Raw genomic sequence first — 15813 nt, forward strand, 5'->3', positions numbered from 1 at the left:
TGTTGTGGAAACTGTGAAAATTATAATGGCTAAATATACCTTTAATTTCTAATAATATATAGAAAAAATAAATAAACACGTTAATATTGGATACATTCCTAAATCAAATGGTAAGGCAGATAATGATAATTCATTATATGAATGTTTTAATCTCCAAAAGTAATTAAAACCTACCGTATTTATTAAGAAGGCTATTGCTATTCCAATCGGTTCAAAAATAATAATTAATTTTGGCATTTTTATAAATAAGTAAACACCTAAAATCCAGGGTATGATGAATCCAATTATTATATATAGAAACATTTATATATCTCCTAAAGAGGTCTTATTTGATTGAACATATTCCGAAATTATTTGATAATTGTATTATATTAATAATCTTTAACGCTACTCGTAACATATGTGTTCCATTCGATGAAGGGCTTTTTAAGCAGAACTATAAAAGTAGCGAATTAAGGAGTAGGTATGGAGAATTAAATGGAGAGCGAAGCTCGTAGAAAGTGAGAAACAGAGGATCTTGTGAAGGATTCTCTTTTTTTTGTAATTAATATTTACCACTTCTATCAAAATTATCAAAGTGAATTTTTAAAACTTCATTAAAACTTCATTAATTTATCACAATTGGAATTTATACTTTCACAAGTAGATAAAAATTATTGAGGGGTAAAACCAAATGGAGATAAATACAGGACTAAATTCTGTTCAAACTGAACAAGTTTCTTCGAAAAAGACATCTCTTTATAAAGCAATTTGGAGATGGCATTTTTATGGAGGGATGATTTTTGCACCAATCTTAATTCTGTTAGCGGTTACAGGTTCTATCTATTTATTTAGACCTTATGTTGAACCAATGTTGGATCGAGATTTACATTTTGTTCAGCAAGATACGAAAGAACTTACACCCAGCTTACAGTTAAAAGCTGTAAAAGACAAATATCCTAACGATTCAATTTCTTCTTTTACAGATGTGAAAGATCCAAAGCGTTCAACTGAAATTGGAATTATGAAAGGCGAAGCTAGTTATACAGTTTTTGTCAATCCATACACAGGGAAAGTATTAGGTGAACTTCAAAATGATAAACGCTTAATGGAAATCATCGTAAAACTTCACGGTGAAATTATGGTTGGTAAATTAGGGGATAATCTTGTTGAATTATCTGCATCATGGGCAATTATTTTATTAGCAACAGGATTATATTTATACTTCCCACGTAATAAACAATCATTTTTAAGTATTCTTCGTATTCGCATGAGAAAAGGGTCACGTGTGTTCTGGAGAGATTTACATGCAAGCACTGGATTTTGGATGACAATTTTCTTGATAGTTCTAGTTTTATCAGGGTTACCTTGGGCTAGCTCTTTTGGTGAAAGACTAAATACATTTGTAACAAAAGCTAAGCTTTCAAATGCACCTGAGCATCTATGGGATGGTAGTATTCAATCAACAAAGATAAATAAAGATGTAGCCAAAACACCATGGGCAGCCGAAAATATTCCTGTTCCAGAATCAGTGTATAGCAATAAAGGAATGTTACCGATTGAAAATGTAGTTAAAATTGCTGAACAAACAAAAATTTATCCTGGATACACAATTTCTATGCCAGAAGGAGATAAAGGAGTTTACTTAATATCTACTTACGGATGGGCAGCGGGTAGCGTAAAAAATTATGTAACGATGGATATTGATCAATATAGTGGGAAAACACTACTTGATTATCGCTGGAAAGATTACAGTACGTTTGATAAAACAGTTGAAACAGGGATAGCTTTACATGAAGGACGATATTTTGGCTGGGCAAACTTAATAATTAATTTGATTGCATGCTTATCACTTGTATTAATCGTAGGAAGTGGAATCACTATGTGGTGGAAGCGCCGTCCAACAGGAACAGTTGGGATTCCAAAAGCAAGTGAAGGAAATAAATTCTATTTAGGTGTTTTATTGATTTCAGTAATTTGTGGACTTTTAATGCCAATGGTTGGTATATCAATCTTTGTAATAGGTTTAATTGAGTTTATAGTTAAATTTATAAAAAAGATAGTTCAACAACCTGGAATGCAATAAAAATAAAAATTTATTACTGAAAGTTGCTAAGCTTACTATTATAAGTTTGCTTAGCTTTTTTAGTAATAAAAAAACAATAGAGATAAATAGAGGTGTATTATGAAAATAATAAATAGCTTAATAATTTTATTGTTAGCTGTAACAATTTTTTACGGATGTGGTAAGTCAGAAGAAGCAGCAGTCTCAAACAAATATTTAGATAATATAATTGTCACTCTATCTGATCAATCAACATCCAAAGATTCAGTACATAGCTATGAGGTAACTTTAAAAAATAACGAGAATGAATTAGTTAACGTTGATTCAGTGGAAATAATTTTAAAAATGAAAAGTATGAATCATAAAGTGGATGCTAAGTTAAAGAGAGTCTCAAAAGGTGTTTATAAAGGAAAAGTAGAATTACCTATGGATGGTTCGTGGGACAAGACAATTGTATTAAAACAAGAGAAATTTGTTCGTAAAGTGAATGGGGTAACTTTAAAATAAAAATTTAGTACCAAAAAAAGTAAAGCACTATTACTATTTAGGGCTTTACAATTGGTTTTGCAGGTGCTTTAGCATTATCAATCGGATTTGCAAAAGACTTCCAAAATACAAAGGTATATGCACAGACTAATGGGGACCAATACAGAGTTGTATCAGTAGAAGAGCAAAATATGGTGGAAAATAGTTCAACTTAGCAAGGGTTTGTTCCACAAGAAAAAGGGACAGGTTTCTATTTTATAAAGTTAAATAAGGTTAAGTTTCTTTAAACAACTAACGCATGCATTTGTTTAATAAAATTCCAAGGAGATGCAGAATGAAAGTATTGATTGAGCTAATTAGAATAGTATTTATATTCCTATTGTTAGGATTAATATTAAATACATTGTTAAGAAACTTATACTTATCAATGGGTGTAAATTTAGATAAATTTGGTTGGATGGGTTCGGTTGCGATTTTTTCTTTTTTATTTGTTTTATATAGAAATAAACTTCAATTTAGCGGTTGGTACAATGGAAAAGCGAGAGTTAAACTTTCAAAAAAGGTAACTACTTTTCTTGTATCTGAATTATTAATAATTTCACTACCAATCTTAAGTTACTTATTCAACTAAAGCATTGATTTAGTTACATAACCTGATCGGCAATTTGTCGGTCTTTTTTTATTCAACAAAATGGCAGATTAGTTGAATAAGGAACAGAGATAAAATAAATGTAAAAACTTACTAATTAACATTATTAAGAATATTGTTATTATTAAATCAAACACCGTTTTACACTTATGGGGGATTAAATTGAATTATTTTAGAAATTTCAAAGAATGGCTAATAAAAGATTATAGTAAAAGAGACACATCTTCGTTAATTTTTATAACAATAACAATTCTTTTTATCTTATTCAGCATTAAATATCAGTGGGGGAAGATTCTTTCGCCGATTAGTAATTTATTTGGTAGTTTTTATTTTTTAGCAGATATCATTTGTTTTTTTATATTTATTATATTAATTAGAGTGATTGAAGATGGAATTCGAAAAATAGTTGGAAACGGAAAAGAAATCGGATTGATCTCTTCCTTACTATATATTGGCGTATTAATTACTACTATTATCATTGTTAACCAATATTATTTATAAGCTTCATATTCAACTAAAGCATGCGATTCTTCAATAGAAGATCGCTTTTTTTATTCAACAAAATGGCAGGCTAGTTCAAAGGTTAGTTATAAGAATGAATTAAAATTCCCCCAAGTTTTTGTATGGTAATACATTAAATTTAGACTAAATGTTACATATTTTTATTTTTTTTGGGGTTTTCGACATATCAAAATTCAAAATTTATTTAGTTTTACAAGTTATCAAGCATAATATTCCCCCGATTTACTGGAAATGATTGTAGCGTTATATTAAAAAGTAGTTATTAAAAATACTCCCAAATTACTTAAGCCAATAAAAAGGAGAAATAGATGATGATTTTTTTTATTCAACTAATCATTTTTGGTTTAATCGTATGTATTCTTTCTGCTATTCCAAAATCATTTACAAAAACAGCTAAAAACCATTTAAGAGTAGTGACTCTTACAGGAATTGGAGTTTCTTTACTAATTTTTGTATTCTCAACAAAACAAAATTTCGTTCAGCTTTTTCCCATTTTCTTTATATGTTCTCTATGTTTAGGAACATTTATCAGAACGTTTAAACAGCCAAGTAAAAGTTGAATAAAAACCTTATGTAACTATCGATCAATAGGGAGACTAAAAATATGTTTCATTTCATCGACTCAATATTACCAATTGTAATTACTGTATTATATGTAGCTTTTATTTTTAGTATTTTTTATGAGACAAAAAGAAAAAAAATACGCATTGATGCTTCTCATGTTGTCTCAATAATATTCATGACATTGGGAATGATTTTTTTTATATTAAGTCGATTTGTATAACAACATCTTATATAACTAAAGCATGCTTTTGTTGAATATAAAAATGTAATTATATGCTTTTATGAGGTGGAAATTAATGGAATTTATTTCAGGTGGGTATTACATAATAGCTCCAACTATTAGACAAGAATTTATGGATAAAGAAATAATACCCGATAAAATAATTTCAGTAAGTGAGTGCATTTGTGATTTTTATCCTGAAATCAATGTATTTTGGGGTGGTTCGAAAGAAAATAAACTAAAATACATTAAAGATCTTAATATTTCAGTAGATAAATACAAAGAGATGGAAAAATGGATCCAAGATAAGTCTGATTTGAAACAATTCGAATACCCTCAGATCTTCCCATCATTAAATTTAGCAAAAGAGTTTTTTAACAAATTTTTAAATCATATAAACGACTTAAAAATAATAGGTATTGGACTACCCAATAATTATTTAGAAAGTTTTTTAGATGAGGAAGGCACAAAAAACAAGTCCACAGAGGAAAGATCAGGCATCGAGAATGTTCTTATCAAGAAAGAATTTATTAACAGTCAAACAGGTTCAATTAAAGGTTATGAGATATTAGGATATGAAACTAATACATTCCATTCTTATTTGTGTAACGGTTTAGAAAAAGATTTTAAAAATACATATGATTTTTCATTGAATGAAAATGGTTTTATTAAATCACTTACTGAAGCAGAGAGATATTGTGACATCGCAAATGATGAAGACCTTGGAACTGAGCCTGTATTTTGGCTTCCTTGGGCTATTTTTGAATACAATTCTTATTGAACTAACGCATGCGATAGTTGTAGATCACGAGTCACAAAGTGTGGCTCGTTTTTTATTGAACAAAATGGCAGTTTAGTTGCATAGGAAATGATATAATTTTATTAATAAAAATTTAAGAAATGCAGGAAGACAAATGGAGAATATAAAAAAAATTAGTCAACTAATCTTCGTGAGTACCCTCACTTTAATGCTTAGTGGCTGTTTTTCGAAAAACGATTTAAAAAAACCAATCAGCGACTATTTACAAACAAACTACGGGATTAACGAAGGATTTAAGATCCTCGATACTGATAATAACTGGTTTGAAGGGATTGACCATCAAACGTACATTGAAATTACAAAGCCTTATCGTTCTTATGCGTATCTACAAATTGAGAGAGATACGTTAAAGATTTTAGAGGATGAGAGTGACGATCTCTTTTTGGAACTATTCAAAGGTGCTTATATTGAACAACATCCTGAAGTGGTCAATGAAATGAAAAGAGTAGTTAAAAAATATGGATTTACGGAAGTTCAAAATAAAGTAGTTAAAGACTCAGGAGTAACATATTTTACGTATCCCTACGATAACATTGAATTAAATTTGAATTATTCGAATGAAATGGTAGATGAGTTTAAAAAAACTCAAACTATTAATACAAATGATTTAATCCCTACCTTCCAACCTGTGGATCCTAGAAATACGAACGACAGGTTTATGGGGGTAATCAATTTTTTATTTGAATTCGATACAAATAAAAATAAACATAAAGTTCCAGAAGCGAAAGAAATTGCAGCAGCATTTCAAAAAAGTGGTGTTTTAACAAAGGGAATTTACAACATTGAAATATTAGTTATCGATTCAAGTTCGGATTTTTCATCAAAAGATGAACTTGATACATATGCATTATTCAAAGTAGATGAAAAGAAGAACTATACCATAATTGCTACACCTAAATATGATGACTTAGATAAAGCTGACTATTACGGTGATTATTTGAAAAAAACACAAGGTAATTAGTATTCTTAATCAACTAAAGCATGCGTTAGTTGATTAAGAGAGTTACAAATTAAATGTGTAGTTACATTGGTTAATAAATTAAGAAGGGTGAAATAAATGGGTAGAAGAAAGAAAGAGTTAGAATTGGATTTTACATTTATAGATGATTTTCATCCTTCATTTACATCAAAAATGATCACTCAACTTACCGAAAGTGGTTCTGCTCTATTAGGTGAATCAATCACTAATTGTTTATGGGGCATATTGATCGACGAAGATGGAGCAAATCTTGCTAACGATGGACATGGATTAATGAAAGTTAGTGCTGTTGACTGGAGTTCGTTTAGTATAGACGTAACAATTAAATGGAGCGCATCTGACAAAAAGAATATTCTCCCAACTGATAATGTGGAAGAGATTGATATAACTTTTAACTGGTGTGAAGATTTTCCAGTTAACTCTATAAAAATGCAATCTAAGAAAAAGACTGTTGTTTTTTATTCTTTTACTTTTCCATTTGAAGTAGAATATTCTGGATATATTGAATCCGACATATGTCTTGAAGTAGGTTTAAACACAGAACATGAAGATGATAAACAATTAGTAGTTGATACCTTAAAGAGTGCATTTGAAAATTGGAATCTTGAATCAGAAAAATCAAGCGGTCATTATATGAAATTTATGAGATACATTAAGAAATACAGAAATAAATATATAACATATTTTGACTTAGGAAGTATAGGAAAAGAAGGTATACATTATTTAATTAATTCATTAGCAAAGAATGATGAAATGAAAATTTCAAAAATCTTTGTTAAGCAAACTTAAATATTCTTCATGTTTAATGGATATAAAATTATGCACTGCAAATTAAAAATCCTTATGTAACTAACGCAGTGCTTTAGTTTTAGTAAAGGAGTTCAAACAAATGGAACAATACAGTTATGAGGAATTTCTAGAAGATTTAAGCATGGGCAGAGAGATTCACTTCATTTACAAAAATGATAATTACTATATTGGTTGTGGTACAGGTCAATTTATGTTTTGGAAATCTTATGATTCCACTAGTGAAATCGTAGGAGATGGACTTGAAGATTTACTTCGAAAAGTAAGATTAGATGGGAAACAAATTAAAGAAATTTGGGACTTAATTGAGATTGATACTATTTTTTAGTGAAAATAAAATTATTAAATATCTTGTTCAACTAACGCATGCGATACTTCAATAGAAGATCGCATTTTCTTATTCAACAAAATGGCAGTATAGTTGAATAAGAAATGGTTTATTTTATTGAATAAATAGAAGGTTTTTTATAATAAATAAGTTAATTTTAAGGTAGTATGACAAAGTAATCCTAATATCATGGAGGAAGAAATGAAGAAGGCATTAAACATGATTAATCCAAGTTCGAAAGTGGCTGGAGTTTCGTTAATTGAATTGAAAAAAACAGAAAAAGCACTTGGTGCTATTTTTCCAGATGAATATAAGGAATTTTTTCTAGAAACGAATGGAGCAAAATTTGGTGATTGGACTTTGTTCCCTATTCAAACTAATAAACAATCAGCATTAACAATTGATATTGTAAAACAAAATCGGGAATTGAGACCAAATAATATCCCAAGTGAAATGATCTGTTTTGGTGAAAATATCAATGGTGATAAACTTTGCTATCGAATTAGGAAAAGATTTATGCAAGAACTAGTTTATACTTGGAATGATCAAACTGGGTTAGGTAAATATGCGTCTTTAACATTAAGTGATTTTATTGATTATCATGTAGCTAAAATAAATACTAATAAGCCCAAGAAACTTGGCACTTTTATAGTTGAAAGCGGAAAGTTAATTGTTACTGACCCATACTATAAAGTGTATGAAGAAACTGAGTTACAAATCGTGCTTTTAAATGTGAAAAATGGTAAATGGACAGCTTCAATTACTTATACTCCTGATGAAGTAGTTAAAAACTTATTTGTATTTTATGGGGAAAAGAAACCAAGTGGAAAATGGCATGTTTGCGATAAACAAATTGGAGTTGACTCTGCACAAGCAGGAATTTTTAATTTTAATACATTTGGTAGAGACGAAGTCACCCAATTAGATGAGATAGTTGCTTCAGATGCACAGGGGGGAGTTGTCTCAGATGGTGCGGTTTCAATGTCTGGTTACGGTGACGGAATGTACGAAGTAAAAGTAAAATATAACATTTCAAAAATGGTTGTCGGAGTGATGATTGACTTTGTAGAAGATGAATAATGCAATTCACCACGAGGAGTAAAATACACATTTGGTTATACAACTAAAGCATGCGATACTTCAATAGAAGATCGCTTTTTCTTATTCAACATAATGGCAGTTTAGTTTAATAAGTATCATCTGAAATTTTAGGTGAAAAAGGCAAAAATCCCCCAAGTTTCAAAAGTTGATAGTTAGATTAAATTAAATTAAAACTATCTTTTAAGAGGGGGGGGGAAATGAAAAAAATCTAGTTGTTATACTAAGTTTGGCATTTTCATTCATTACTGCTTTTATCCCTACGCACCCAAAAGAGTTACCATATTACCATTTGGGAAACTATATGCGGTTTACGGCTATACAGAAACGGGGCACCAAACTGGTTTAGTACAAAATGTTATTTTTAATTTCTTAACTTTTTATTTACTATTTTATTTAATCTTTAAAATCATAAATAAAGTGAGAAATGCTTCAAATAAAAATACAACTATCTAATCGAACTTACAAAGAGTTCTTTTTTTTATTATTTTATCACTTAACAAAAACACCCCTAATTAAGTCATAGTTTTGTGTTGCTTTTCCTCTAGCAAATGATTATCTTGTATTTCTTTTTTTCTAAAATAATTTACACCAACAACTCCTGAGATAATAAGAAAACTACCAATTATATGATAATATTGAAATGATTCATTAAGATATTTAATACCTAATAGAATTGTGACAAGTGTAGATAAATTTTGAAAGATACTAATTTGAAAAGCAGGTAACTTTGATAAAGCATAATTTGAAAGATAGGATGATCCTAATGACGAAAAAATTCCTAAATATAAGATAGCTATAATAAAATCAATTTGTTTAAAGGGCAGTATAATTTGTTGAATTGTACCATTTTTTAAATGTATAAAAAGAGCAATTGAGTTAAATACAATGAACCCTATAAAAGTTATGGTATATGTGATTGTAAATAATGAATATTGTTGAATGATTTTTTTTGTTAAAACATTATATATTGCATTTGCAAGTGCTGATAGTAAAATTAATATACTACCTAGTATACTAGGATTTATATTTTTCGCACCATTCATGTACATAATGAACATTACCCCGAGTACAGAAATGAGTATAGAAATTTTTTGTACGCCTGTAGAGGATTCTTTTAATAGTATACTTGCAAGAATTAAAGTGAAAATTGGAACCGTAGCTTGTATAACTCCTGCTTCAGAAGAGGTTGTATGCATTAGTCCAAATATTTGCAACCCGAAAAAAAGTACAGGATAAAATGTAGAAAGTAATGTAATTTTCACGAAATCTTTTTTCTTTATTTTGATTCTTTCTTTTTTTAAGAATAATATGACCGTGGCAACAATCCAAGCCATTGTAAAACGATGAGCTAAGGTATCAAGTGGTGTTGCAATTGTTAATGTTTGTTTTACAAATAAAAATGATAACCCTATGATTAATGAACAAATAGTAATAGCTAGATAAGCTTTTCTTTTATCTGTCATAAGTTTTTCCCCCTATCAATCTCAACTATTACTTTAATTTTATGCAAAGTAGTTAATCCTATCGAGGTAAAGAATGTTAATCTGTATCGGTACAGATAGGTTTGTAAACTAAGCATAAAAAGAGCAGGTTTTAAATCACCTGCTCTCCTTCTTAATAAAATGTGCTTATTTTATCTAATTCAAAACGATGATGTTCATAACCATCTGTGTCTGGTTTACCAAAAGGTACCATAGCGGCAAATGTAACATGTTCAGGTAGTCCTAAGAGTGTTCTTACTTTCTCTTGATCAAAGCCTAACATTGGGACACTAGTATAACCAAATCCTTGAATTGTTAGTAAAAGAAAGCCAAGTGCAATATTTGCTTGTGTTTGTCCCCATGCTTTTCTTTCTTCTTCACTCATCTTTTCAAATACGGAAGTAAGATTGGACACCTCAATTTGCTTTTTATCTTCAGAAATACCAGGATGAATTGTTTCTGATATACGATTAATAGAATCAACCATATCGACCGAAATAATCACAACAGCTGGGGCTGAAGTTACTTGTGTTTGTCCATATGCTGCTTTTTGAAGTTTTTCTTTTAGTTGAATATCCTTAATAATATGGAAATGCCATGGTTGTATATTCCATGCACTTGGTGTTAATCTAACAAGGTTTAAAATTTCATTTATTTCTTCGTCTAGAATTGTTTCTTGAATAAATTTACGAATACTACGTCGTGATTCTATTGCCTCTTTTATAGTTAAAGTGCTATTAATTTTTTGAACTGACATAATGCATCTCTCCATTTCCCTAAGTTTTGAACCAGCCGGTAATAATATTTTATCTATCATTTAAATTTGAAACATTTAAATATTTCAAAACTGTACCGATACAGTTTTGATGGAATACAATTAGAAGGGGGTATTTAATGCTAAAACATGAATACGTTTATCAAACATTACTAACTCAGATTCAAGCTGGAGAGTTAAAGGCGGGGACAAAAATTCCGTCCATTCGAAAATTAGCAGAACTCTTTTCTTGTAGTAAAAGTAGTATTCTAGCTGCTCTTGAGAAATTGGAAAATCAGCACCTAATTTATGCAAAACCTAAAAGTGGCTATTATGTTGTTGAGCATAAAATATTTAAAGAACCATCCAAAACAACCAAAATCGATTTTGCAACTTCAGCCCCTAATTGGCATTCTTTTCCATACCAAGATTTTCAACATTGCTTAAATAAAGCAATTGATACATTTCAATCTGACTTATTTAGATATGGTACTCAAAAGGGATTACCTTCTTTAATAAATGAGGTTGAAAAAATATTACAATCTTATCAAGTATTTGCACAAAAAAAACAAATTTTTATTACTTCAGGGGTTCAGCAAGCTCTTTTTTTACTGAGCACAATGCCTTTTTTAAATAATCGAAAAAAAATTTTAGTCGAGCAGCCAAGCTATCATATATATATGGATTTAGTAAAACTTCATCAATTACCTATAGTTGGGATTAAACGTACAATAGACGGGATCAATTTACAACAACTTGAAGAAATTTTTAGCGAAGGTGATATTAAATTTTTTTATACTATGCCTAGATTTCAAAACCCTTTAGGTACATCATTAAGTAAAAAAGAAAAATTAGAAACCTTAAAATTAGCTCATAAGTACGATGTCTATATTGTCGAGGATGATTATTTAGCAGACTTTGAATATACGAAGAAAAATGACCCACTTTTTGCAAATGATCTACATGGACGTGTTATTTACTTAAAGAGTTTTTCCAAGATTATGTTCCCAGGTTTACGTATAGGTATTGCAGTTTTACCTGATTCGTTAATTGAGACGTTTCAACAATTTAAAACCGTCATAGATATAGATAGTTCAATGATTTCACAGGCTGCTTTAGAACTATATTTAAAAAGTGGTATGTTTGAACATTATCAAAAAAATGTTCGAGATAAATACCTTGCCCGAGCAAAAATATTACAAACATCACTAGAAACTCATTTAACAAATTACGACTTTGCGTCTGATATCGTAATGCATAGTCATATTGTCCTGCCAAAGCAAGTTGATATGAATGCATTATTAAACCAATTAGATGAATATGATATTCTAATTGACTCTATTAAAAAAAATTATTTAGATAACTTTTATCAAGAAAGAATTTTAAAACTTAATGTTTCAAATTGTGAGCCGACAGACATTGAAAAAGGTATAAAGCAAATTTCTTACTCATTAAAAGACACTAACAATTACTTTGAGTGAACAAAAACTTAACATTATTTTTTCCTTTTCGATTGGGAACCTTTTGGTGGTGTTAAAAAACAAATTTGTTCTATAAATCATAGTTAAACTCCGGTTAAATTAAAAAAGCACCTATTATTGGGTACTTTTTACATTGAAACATTAAGTATTTAAAATTACGTATCATGTTGTAGTATGAAATAGAGAACAGTGATCCATCATTAGAAACTATTCAAATTAATGCAACTACCGCATGAGATTCTACAATAACGAAGGATCGTTTTTCTTATGCAGCTAAATGATCGTTCAATAAATAAAGGATTTTATAATCCTAAATGGAATTATTAAAATTAATTAATTATGTCATTATGCTGGAAGAAAAATTACTTTTATCAAGTAAGAAATTAATGATATTGGCATGACAAATTATTTAGTGACCTATCTATAATGCGCTGGAAAAGAATTTTGATGATTAGCTAGTTTAGGGATTGAATTGGAGGAAATAGAAAGTGGATGTAAAAACCCTTTTGTTAAAGCAATGGGCAAGTTGTTTGGATGCACAAGACTGTTTCCACCTCTTGAAAAAGTGTTAAAGGATGTCACTTTTGAACAAGCAATTTGGAAACCAGCTGATGAGACAATGAATTCCATTTGGGAATTAGTTTGTCATCTACTATTCTATGAAAAGAGACATCTGTTGCGGTTTCTTTGTGAAACAGAGAATGAACCACAGGCAGAAAAAAATGAAGATACAAATTTAGAATTCCAACAAAAACGGTTGAAAATTGGAAAAAAACAATAGAGGAATACTTTTATACTCATCGTGAACTTGAAAAAATACTAGCAAAATCAGAACATGAAGATTTGTATAGACAGATCCCAGGAGAAAGATCATTAGTCCCTGAACTGAAGAGTTTAGCAATGCACGACGCATATCATATTGGACAAATTGTATTAATGAGTAAAATGGAAAGAGTTTGGGCAGGGAAAAACAAAGATAATAAAAATAGGAGTCATAACAGTGATCGACTCCTATTTTACTTCTGGAAGATTGGTTTATCAAAGGATTTAATGTACTTATGTTGAGGGTAGTTTTAATCTAGATTGAGATTGAGAAGGAGTGTGCCTAATGGATAATTTTAGTTTAATCATTACGTTACTACAATTGATAATTCTAATTGTAGTAGTATATATCGTGATTATAATTATAAAGAAAGTAAGATTATTTGCAGCAAATAATTTGTTTACTTCAAATAAAAAAATTGAAGAATTAGAGCAAATAATAAGTAATTTAGAGAAAAAAATAGGAAGACTCTCTTATACAAAATAGCAAGAGTTAGTTATACAATAATCGACTTTAACTTAGCCATATTACTCAGTTATTTTATTTTTTTTGATGGAAATTTGATAATTCATAACTAAATTGTTAAAATTAGGCTATTACATTGTGTGTAAGCCACACTGGGAGGTTACAAAAATGGAACATGGTAAAGTAAAATGGTTTAATGCAGAAAAAGGATTTGGATTTATTGAGCGTGAAAATGGTGATGATGTATTCGTACATTTCTCAGCAATTCAAACTGATGGATTTAAATCATTAGATGAAGGTCAAGCCGTTACGTTCGAAGTAGAACAAGGTCAACGCGGACCACAAGCAACTAATGTTAAAAAGGCTTAATTGAAAAAAAGAGTCGGAATCTATAAAGTAGAATCCGACTCTTTTTATGTCTTTTAAATTTAAAAACCCTTATTCCATAAAGAATATGGGGAATATCTTAGTAAAGAAAATGGTTTAAAGTATTATAGACCATATAAAATGAAGTTACTAATAATTATCGAATATAATTAGCCATTTGAATTATTATTAGTTGTTTTGGAATTGGCCTTATTTTTAGTTCCTTTGCTAACATAGGGCTTCGCGTTCTTTGCTTTTTTTGCACTTGCTTGCCACCTATTCCAACCCTTCTTATCTGTACCTCTACCTGTACCGCCTTTAGCTTTAGCTTTACTCATATAAACACCTCATACCTATTATACACTAAGTACCATACAGATTTTCAGTATTTTACGATTAACTTGAGTTAAACAAGAATAGAGCAATAAATAGATCACAGTCTCATTACTCGGTGGAAAAATCTGAACAAAAATGTTTGTTTGAATTAGCAGAGTTTTTAGAGGTACAACCTATACTTATTAGAAATGACTCATTTCACGATCATGGAATATGTACATGGAAGACCTTACCCCCATCAATAAGACACAGATAAAGGATTACTTTTGAAGCACAATATGATTGGCTATAAAGTCGTTTTTATGGAGCTAAATGGCAGTTTAGTTACATAAGGAATAATGAATATTTTCACTAAGGTGTATCATTTCAGGTCTAATTAATTGGTATAATTATAGAGAATTTATTTTAATTAAAATACAGTCTGATATAGGAGCTCAATATGACCAAAATGAATTTACCGTATGGAGAAACAGGGGGATATTACATGCCTGGAGAGGATCCAGTTCCACCCTCAATTGATAAATCAAAATTTTATGCTAAATGTAAAGAAGTCGCTTCATTAAAACATATAAAGTATGAGATATTAAGTGACTTAGAAACAGATTATAAAAATTTTTATGCAGTAAAGTTTTTCTTTCTACCAAAACCTGTTTATGCAGTAATAAATAGTGCACATCCATTTGTTGCATTTAGTCTTGCTGATGAATTCGGTGAATTTGGAAACTCATTTCCATTGGATTTTATCGACTTTGAAGAACTGGCAATAGAGTTTACTGGTTATACAGTTATGAAAGTAAGTGACCTAATCAAACAATTTTCTCTTGAAGATCATGAGGAATTAAGAAATATACACACAATTAAAAAACAGGTTGAATACTGGAACCCAATAACAATTGGGGATGTAATGTTTAATTTTTGGGATTAATGTTGTTTTTTAAAATTTTGTATAAATCAATTTAAAAAAAGCTTTTTCTTATGTAACTATCGCATGCGTTAGTTGTAGATCAAGAGTTACTTCGGTGACTCTTTTTTGTTTAACTAAATGGAAGTTTAGTTGAACAAGGATTAAGTTCAGTATTGTAGAACTATATTTAAATACAATTATCACTAAAGGGGTTTAGAGGGAAAATATGCTCAGACTTACATTATTTATAGAATGCAACAACGAAGAAGAGGCTTTATTAATAATGCATGAATGCATAAAATTAAATGATAAATATACGTCTTCTTTTGAGCTATTCTCAAAAGAAGCGTATTGGAAGTTTGATGACTGGTATAAAATAGTTTTTGATATTGAAACAGTTTGTCCAATTAATATTTCTAATGCGGAGTTAATACTTAAAAATTTTGTTAATAAATGGGATTGGTACGGTAGAGATGCGGTTTCTAGTAGTGATGCTCCAGATACAATATTTTTCGATACTAGAGTGAGATTCTCCAACTGTTGGTTTGAAGAACTTACTTTATAGAGGCTAAAACTTATTGAACTAACGCAGAGCTTAAGTTAAAAAACATGATCGGCTGAAAAGTCGATTTTTTTAATGGAACTAAATGGCAGTTTAGTTGAATAAGAAAACACGAATTTTC

The 15813-nt window shown here is 29.6% G+C and carries 21 protein-coding genes; 17 read left to right on the forward strand and 4 right to left on the reverse strand.

Features of this window, described 5'->3' with window-relative positions:
• Nucleotides 1–48: 48 nt before the first annotated feature.
• Nucleotides 49–303 carry a hypothetical protein gene (locus tag COI44_RS08065; protein WP_286163820.1) on the reverse strand — a complete coding sequence of 85 codons (255 nt, stop codon included), beginning with the start codon at nucleotides 301–303 and terminating at the stop codon, nucleotides 49–51.
• A 370-nt stretch (nucleotides 304–673) separates the two neighbouring features.
• Between COI44_RS08065 and COI44_RS08070 the strand changes: the two genes are divergently transcribed.
• From COI44_RS08070 to COI44_RS08120, 10 genes are all read left to right on the forward strand, one after another.
• Complete coding sequence (locus COI44_RS08070) at nucleotides 674–2065, forward strand: PepSY-associated TM helix domain-containing protein (protein ID WP_098427465.1); 1392 nt, start codon at nucleotides 674–676, stop codon at nucleotides 2063–2065.
• 99 nt (nucleotides 2066–2164) lie between these two features.
• Complete coding sequence (locus COI44_RS08075) at nucleotides 2165–2551, forward strand: FixH family protein (protein WP_098427466.1); 387 nt, start codon at nucleotides 2165–2167, stop codon at nucleotides 2549–2551.
• A gap of 313 nt (nucleotides 2552–2864) precedes the next feature.
• On the forward strand, nucleotides 2865–3161 hold the full coding sequence (locus tag COI44_RS08080) for a hypothetical protein (protein ID WP_098427467.1): 297 nt from the start codon (nucleotides 2865–2867) through the stop codon (nucleotides 3159–3161).
• Nucleotides 3162–3341: 180 nt separating this feature from the next.
• Entirely contained in the window at nucleotides 3342–3680 is a 339-nt protein-coding gene (locus tag COI44_RS08085; RefSeq protein ID WP_098427468.1) for a hypothetical protein, read from the forward strand.
• Between the two features lie 332 nt (nucleotides 3681–4012).
• Nucleotides 4013–4261 (forward strand): hypothetical protein, encoded by a 249-nt coding sequence (locus COI44_RS08090; protein ID WP_098427469.1) that lies wholly within the window; start codon nucleotides 4013–4015, stop codon nucleotides 4259–4261.
• 300 nt (nucleotides 4262–4561) lie between these two features.
• Nucleotides 4562–5266 carry a hypothetical protein gene (locus COI44_RS08100; protein ID WP_098427471.1) on the forward strand — a complete coding sequence of 235 codons (705 nt, stop codon included), beginning with the start codon at nucleotides 4562–4564 and terminating at the stop codon, nucleotides 5264–5266.
• Between the two features lie 133 nt (nucleotides 5267–5399).
• Complete coding sequence (locus COI44_RS08105; protein WP_098427472.1) at nucleotides 5400–6266, forward strand: hypothetical protein; 867 nt, start codon at nucleotides 5400–5402, stop codon at nucleotides 6264–6266.
• Between the two features lie 96 nt (nucleotides 6267–6362).
• The gene (locus COI44_RS08110) at nucleotides 6363–7073 is read left to right on the forward strand and encodes a hypothetical protein (RefSeq protein WP_098427473.1); all 711 of its coding nucleotides are present in this window, start codon (nucleotides 6363–6365) and stop codon (nucleotides 7071–7073) included.
• 100 nt (nucleotides 7074–7173) lie between these two features.
• Nucleotides 7174–7419, forward strand: coding sequence for a hypothetical protein (locus tag COI44_RS08115; RefSeq protein WP_098427474.1), 246 nt, complete (start codon nucleotides 7174–7176; stop codon nucleotides 7417–7419).
• A gap of 201 nt (nucleotides 7420–7620) precedes the next feature.
• Entirely contained in the window at nucleotides 7621–8499 is an 879-nt protein-coding gene (locus tag COI44_RS08120; protein WP_098427475.1) for an SMI1/KNR4 family protein, read from the forward strand.
• Between the two features lie 533 nt (nucleotides 8500–9032).
• On the opposite strand, the gene COI44_RS08125 is transcribed toward COI44_RS08120, so the two are convergent.
• Together COI44_RS08125 and COI44_RS08130 are read right to left on the reverse strand one after the other, a co-directional pair.
• Nucleotides 9033–9983, reverse strand: coding sequence for a DMT family transporter (locus COI44_RS08125; protein WP_098427476.1), 951 nt, complete (start codon nucleotides 9981–9983; stop codon nucleotides 9033–9035).
• A 151-nt stretch (nucleotides 9984–10134) separates the two neighbouring features.
• Nucleotides 10135–10758, reverse strand: coding sequence for a nitroreductase family protein (locus COI44_RS08130; RefSeq protein ID WP_098427477.1), 624 nt, complete (start codon nucleotides 10756–10758; stop codon nucleotides 10135–10137).
• 137 nt (nucleotides 10759–10895) lie between these two features.
• Between COI44_RS08130 and COI44_RS08135 the strand changes: the two genes are divergently transcribed.
• The 5 genes from COI44_RS08135 to COI44_RS08150 all read left to right on the forward strand — a co-directional run bounded on the left by COI44_RS08135 (nucleotide 10896) and on the right by COI44_RS08150 (nucleotide 13893).
• The gene (locus COI44_RS08135; RefSeq protein ID WP_098427478.1) at nucleotides 10896–12236 is read left to right on the forward strand and encodes an aminotransferase-like domain-containing protein; all 1341 of its coding nucleotides are present in this window, start codon (nucleotides 10896–10898) and stop codon (nucleotides 12234–12236) included.
• A gap of 472 nt (nucleotides 12237–12708) precedes the next feature.
• Entirely contained in the window at nucleotides 12709–13017 is a 309-nt protein-coding gene (locus tag COI44_RS24545; RefSeq protein ID WP_286163822.1) for a DinB family protein, read from the forward strand.
• 119 nt (nucleotides 13018–13136) lie between these two features.
• Entirely contained in the window at nucleotides 13137–13301 is a 165-nt protein-coding gene (locus tag COI44_RS24550) for a hypothetical protein (protein WP_286163823.1), read from the forward strand.
• A gap of 43 nt (nucleotides 13302–13344) precedes the next feature.
• Nucleotides 13345–13545: a hypothetical protein gene (locus COI44_RS08145; RefSeq protein ID WP_098427479.1), complete on the forward strand. Its 201-nt coding sequence runs from the start codon at nucleotides 13345–13347 to the stop codon at nucleotides 13543–13545.
• Between the two features lie 147 nt (nucleotides 13546–13692).
• Nucleotides 13693–13893, forward strand: a complete 201-nt coding sequence (locus COI44_RS08150) for a cold-shock protein (RefSeq protein WP_069032402.1) — start codon at nucleotides 13693–13695, stop codon at nucleotides 13891–13893.
• 167 nt (nucleotides 13894–14060) lie between these two features.
• Here COI44_RS08150 and COI44_RS08155 read toward each other — a convergent pair whose 3' ends face one another.
• Nucleotides 14061–14228, reverse strand: a complete 168-nt coding sequence (locus tag COI44_RS08155) for a DUF3934 domain-containing protein (RefSeq protein ID WP_097977780.1) — start codon at nucleotides 14226–14228, stop codon at nucleotides 14061–14063.
• Nucleotides 14229–14665: 437 nt separating this feature from the next.
• On the opposite strand from COI44_RS08155, the gene COI44_RS08160 reads away from it, so the two are divergent.
• Complete coding sequence (locus COI44_RS08160) at nucleotides 14666–15151, forward strand: hypothetical protein (RefSeq protein WP_142329239.1); 486 nt, start codon at nucleotides 14666–14668, stop codon at nucleotides 15149–15151.
• Between the two features lie 205 nt (nucleotides 15152–15356).
• Nucleotides 15357–15695 carry a hypothetical protein gene (locus COI44_RS08165; protein ID WP_098427481.1) on the forward strand — a complete coding sequence of 113 codons (339 nt, stop codon included), beginning with the start codon at nucleotides 15357–15359 and terminating at the stop codon, nucleotides 15693–15695.
• Nucleotides 15696–15813 lie beyond the last annotated feature (118 nt).

This window comes from Bacillus sp. AFS088145 (assembly GCF_002564465.1).
GTDB lineage: Bacteria > Bacillota > Bacilli > Bacillales > Bacillaceae_G > Gottfriedia.

Coding starts and splice junctions, on each gene's coding strand:
- COI44_RS08065 (WP_286163820.1), bottom strand. CDS start 303: ATGTTTCTATATATAATAATTGGATTCATCATACCCTGGATTTTAGGT.
- COI44_RS08070 (WP_098427465.1), top strand. CDS start 674: ATGGAGATAAATACAGGACTAAATTCTGTTCAAACTGAACAAGTTTCT.
- COI44_RS08075 (WP_098427466.1), top strand. CDS start 2,165: ATGAAAATAATAAATAGCTTAATAATTTTATTGTTAGCTGTAACAATT.
- COI44_RS08080 (WP_098427467.1), top strand. CDS start 2,865: ATGAAAGTATTGATTGAGCTAATTAGAATAGTATTTATATTCCTATTG.
- COI44_RS08090 (WP_098427469.1), top strand. CDS start 4,013: ATGATTTTTTTTATTCAACTAATCATTTTTGGTTTAATCGTATGTATT.
- COI44_RS08100 (WP_098427471.1), top strand. CDS start 4,562: ATGGAATTTATTTCAGGTGGGTATTACATAATAGCTCCAACTATTAGA.
- COI44_RS08105 (WP_098427472.1), top strand. CDS start 5,400: ATGGAGAATATAAAAAAAATTAGTCAACTAATCTTCGTGAGTACCCTC.
- COI44_RS08110 (WP_098427473.1), top strand. CDS start 6,363: ATGGGTAGAAGAAAGAAAGAGTTAGAATTGGATTTTACATTTATAGAT.
- COI44_RS08115 (WP_098427474.1), top strand. CDS start 7,174: ATGGAACAATACAGTTATGAGGAATTTCTAGAAGATTTAAGCATGGGC.
- COI44_RS08120 (WP_098427475.1), top strand. CDS start 7,621: ATGAAGAAGGCATTAAACATGATTAATCCAAGTTCGAAAGTGGCTGGA.
- COI44_RS08125 (WP_098427476.1), bottom strand. CDS start 9,983: ATGACAGATAAAAGAAAAGCTTATCTAGCTATTACTATTTGTTCATTA.
- COI44_RS08130 (WP_098427477.1), bottom strand. CDS start 10,758: ATGTCAGTTCAAAAAATTAATAGCACTTTAACTATAAAAGAGGCAATA.
- COI44_RS08135 (WP_098427478.1), top strand. CDS start 10,896: ATGCTAAAACATGAATACGTTTATCAAACATTACTAACTCAGATTCAA.
- COI44_RS24550 (WP_286163823.1), top strand. CDS start 13,137: ATGCACGACGCATATCATATTGGACAAATTGTATTAATGAGTAAAATG.
- COI44_RS08145 (WP_098427479.1), top strand. CDS start 13,345: ATGGATAATTTTAGTTTAATCATTACGTTACTACAATTGATAATTCTA.
- COI44_RS08150 (WP_069032402.1), top strand. CDS start 13,693: ATGGAACATGGTAAAGTAAAATGGTTTAATGCAGAAAAAGGATTTGGA.
- COI44_RS08155 (WP_097977780.1), bottom strand. CDS start 14,228: ATGAGTAAAGCTAAAGCTAAAGGCGGTACAGGTAGAGGTACAGATAAG.
- COI44_RS08160 (WP_142329239.1), top strand. CDS start 14,666: ATGACCAAAATGAATTTACCGTATGGAGAAACAGGGGGATATTACATG.
- COI44_RS08165 (WP_098427481.1), top strand. CDS start 15,357: ATGCTCAGACTTACATTATTTATAGAATGCAACAACGAAGAAGAGGCT.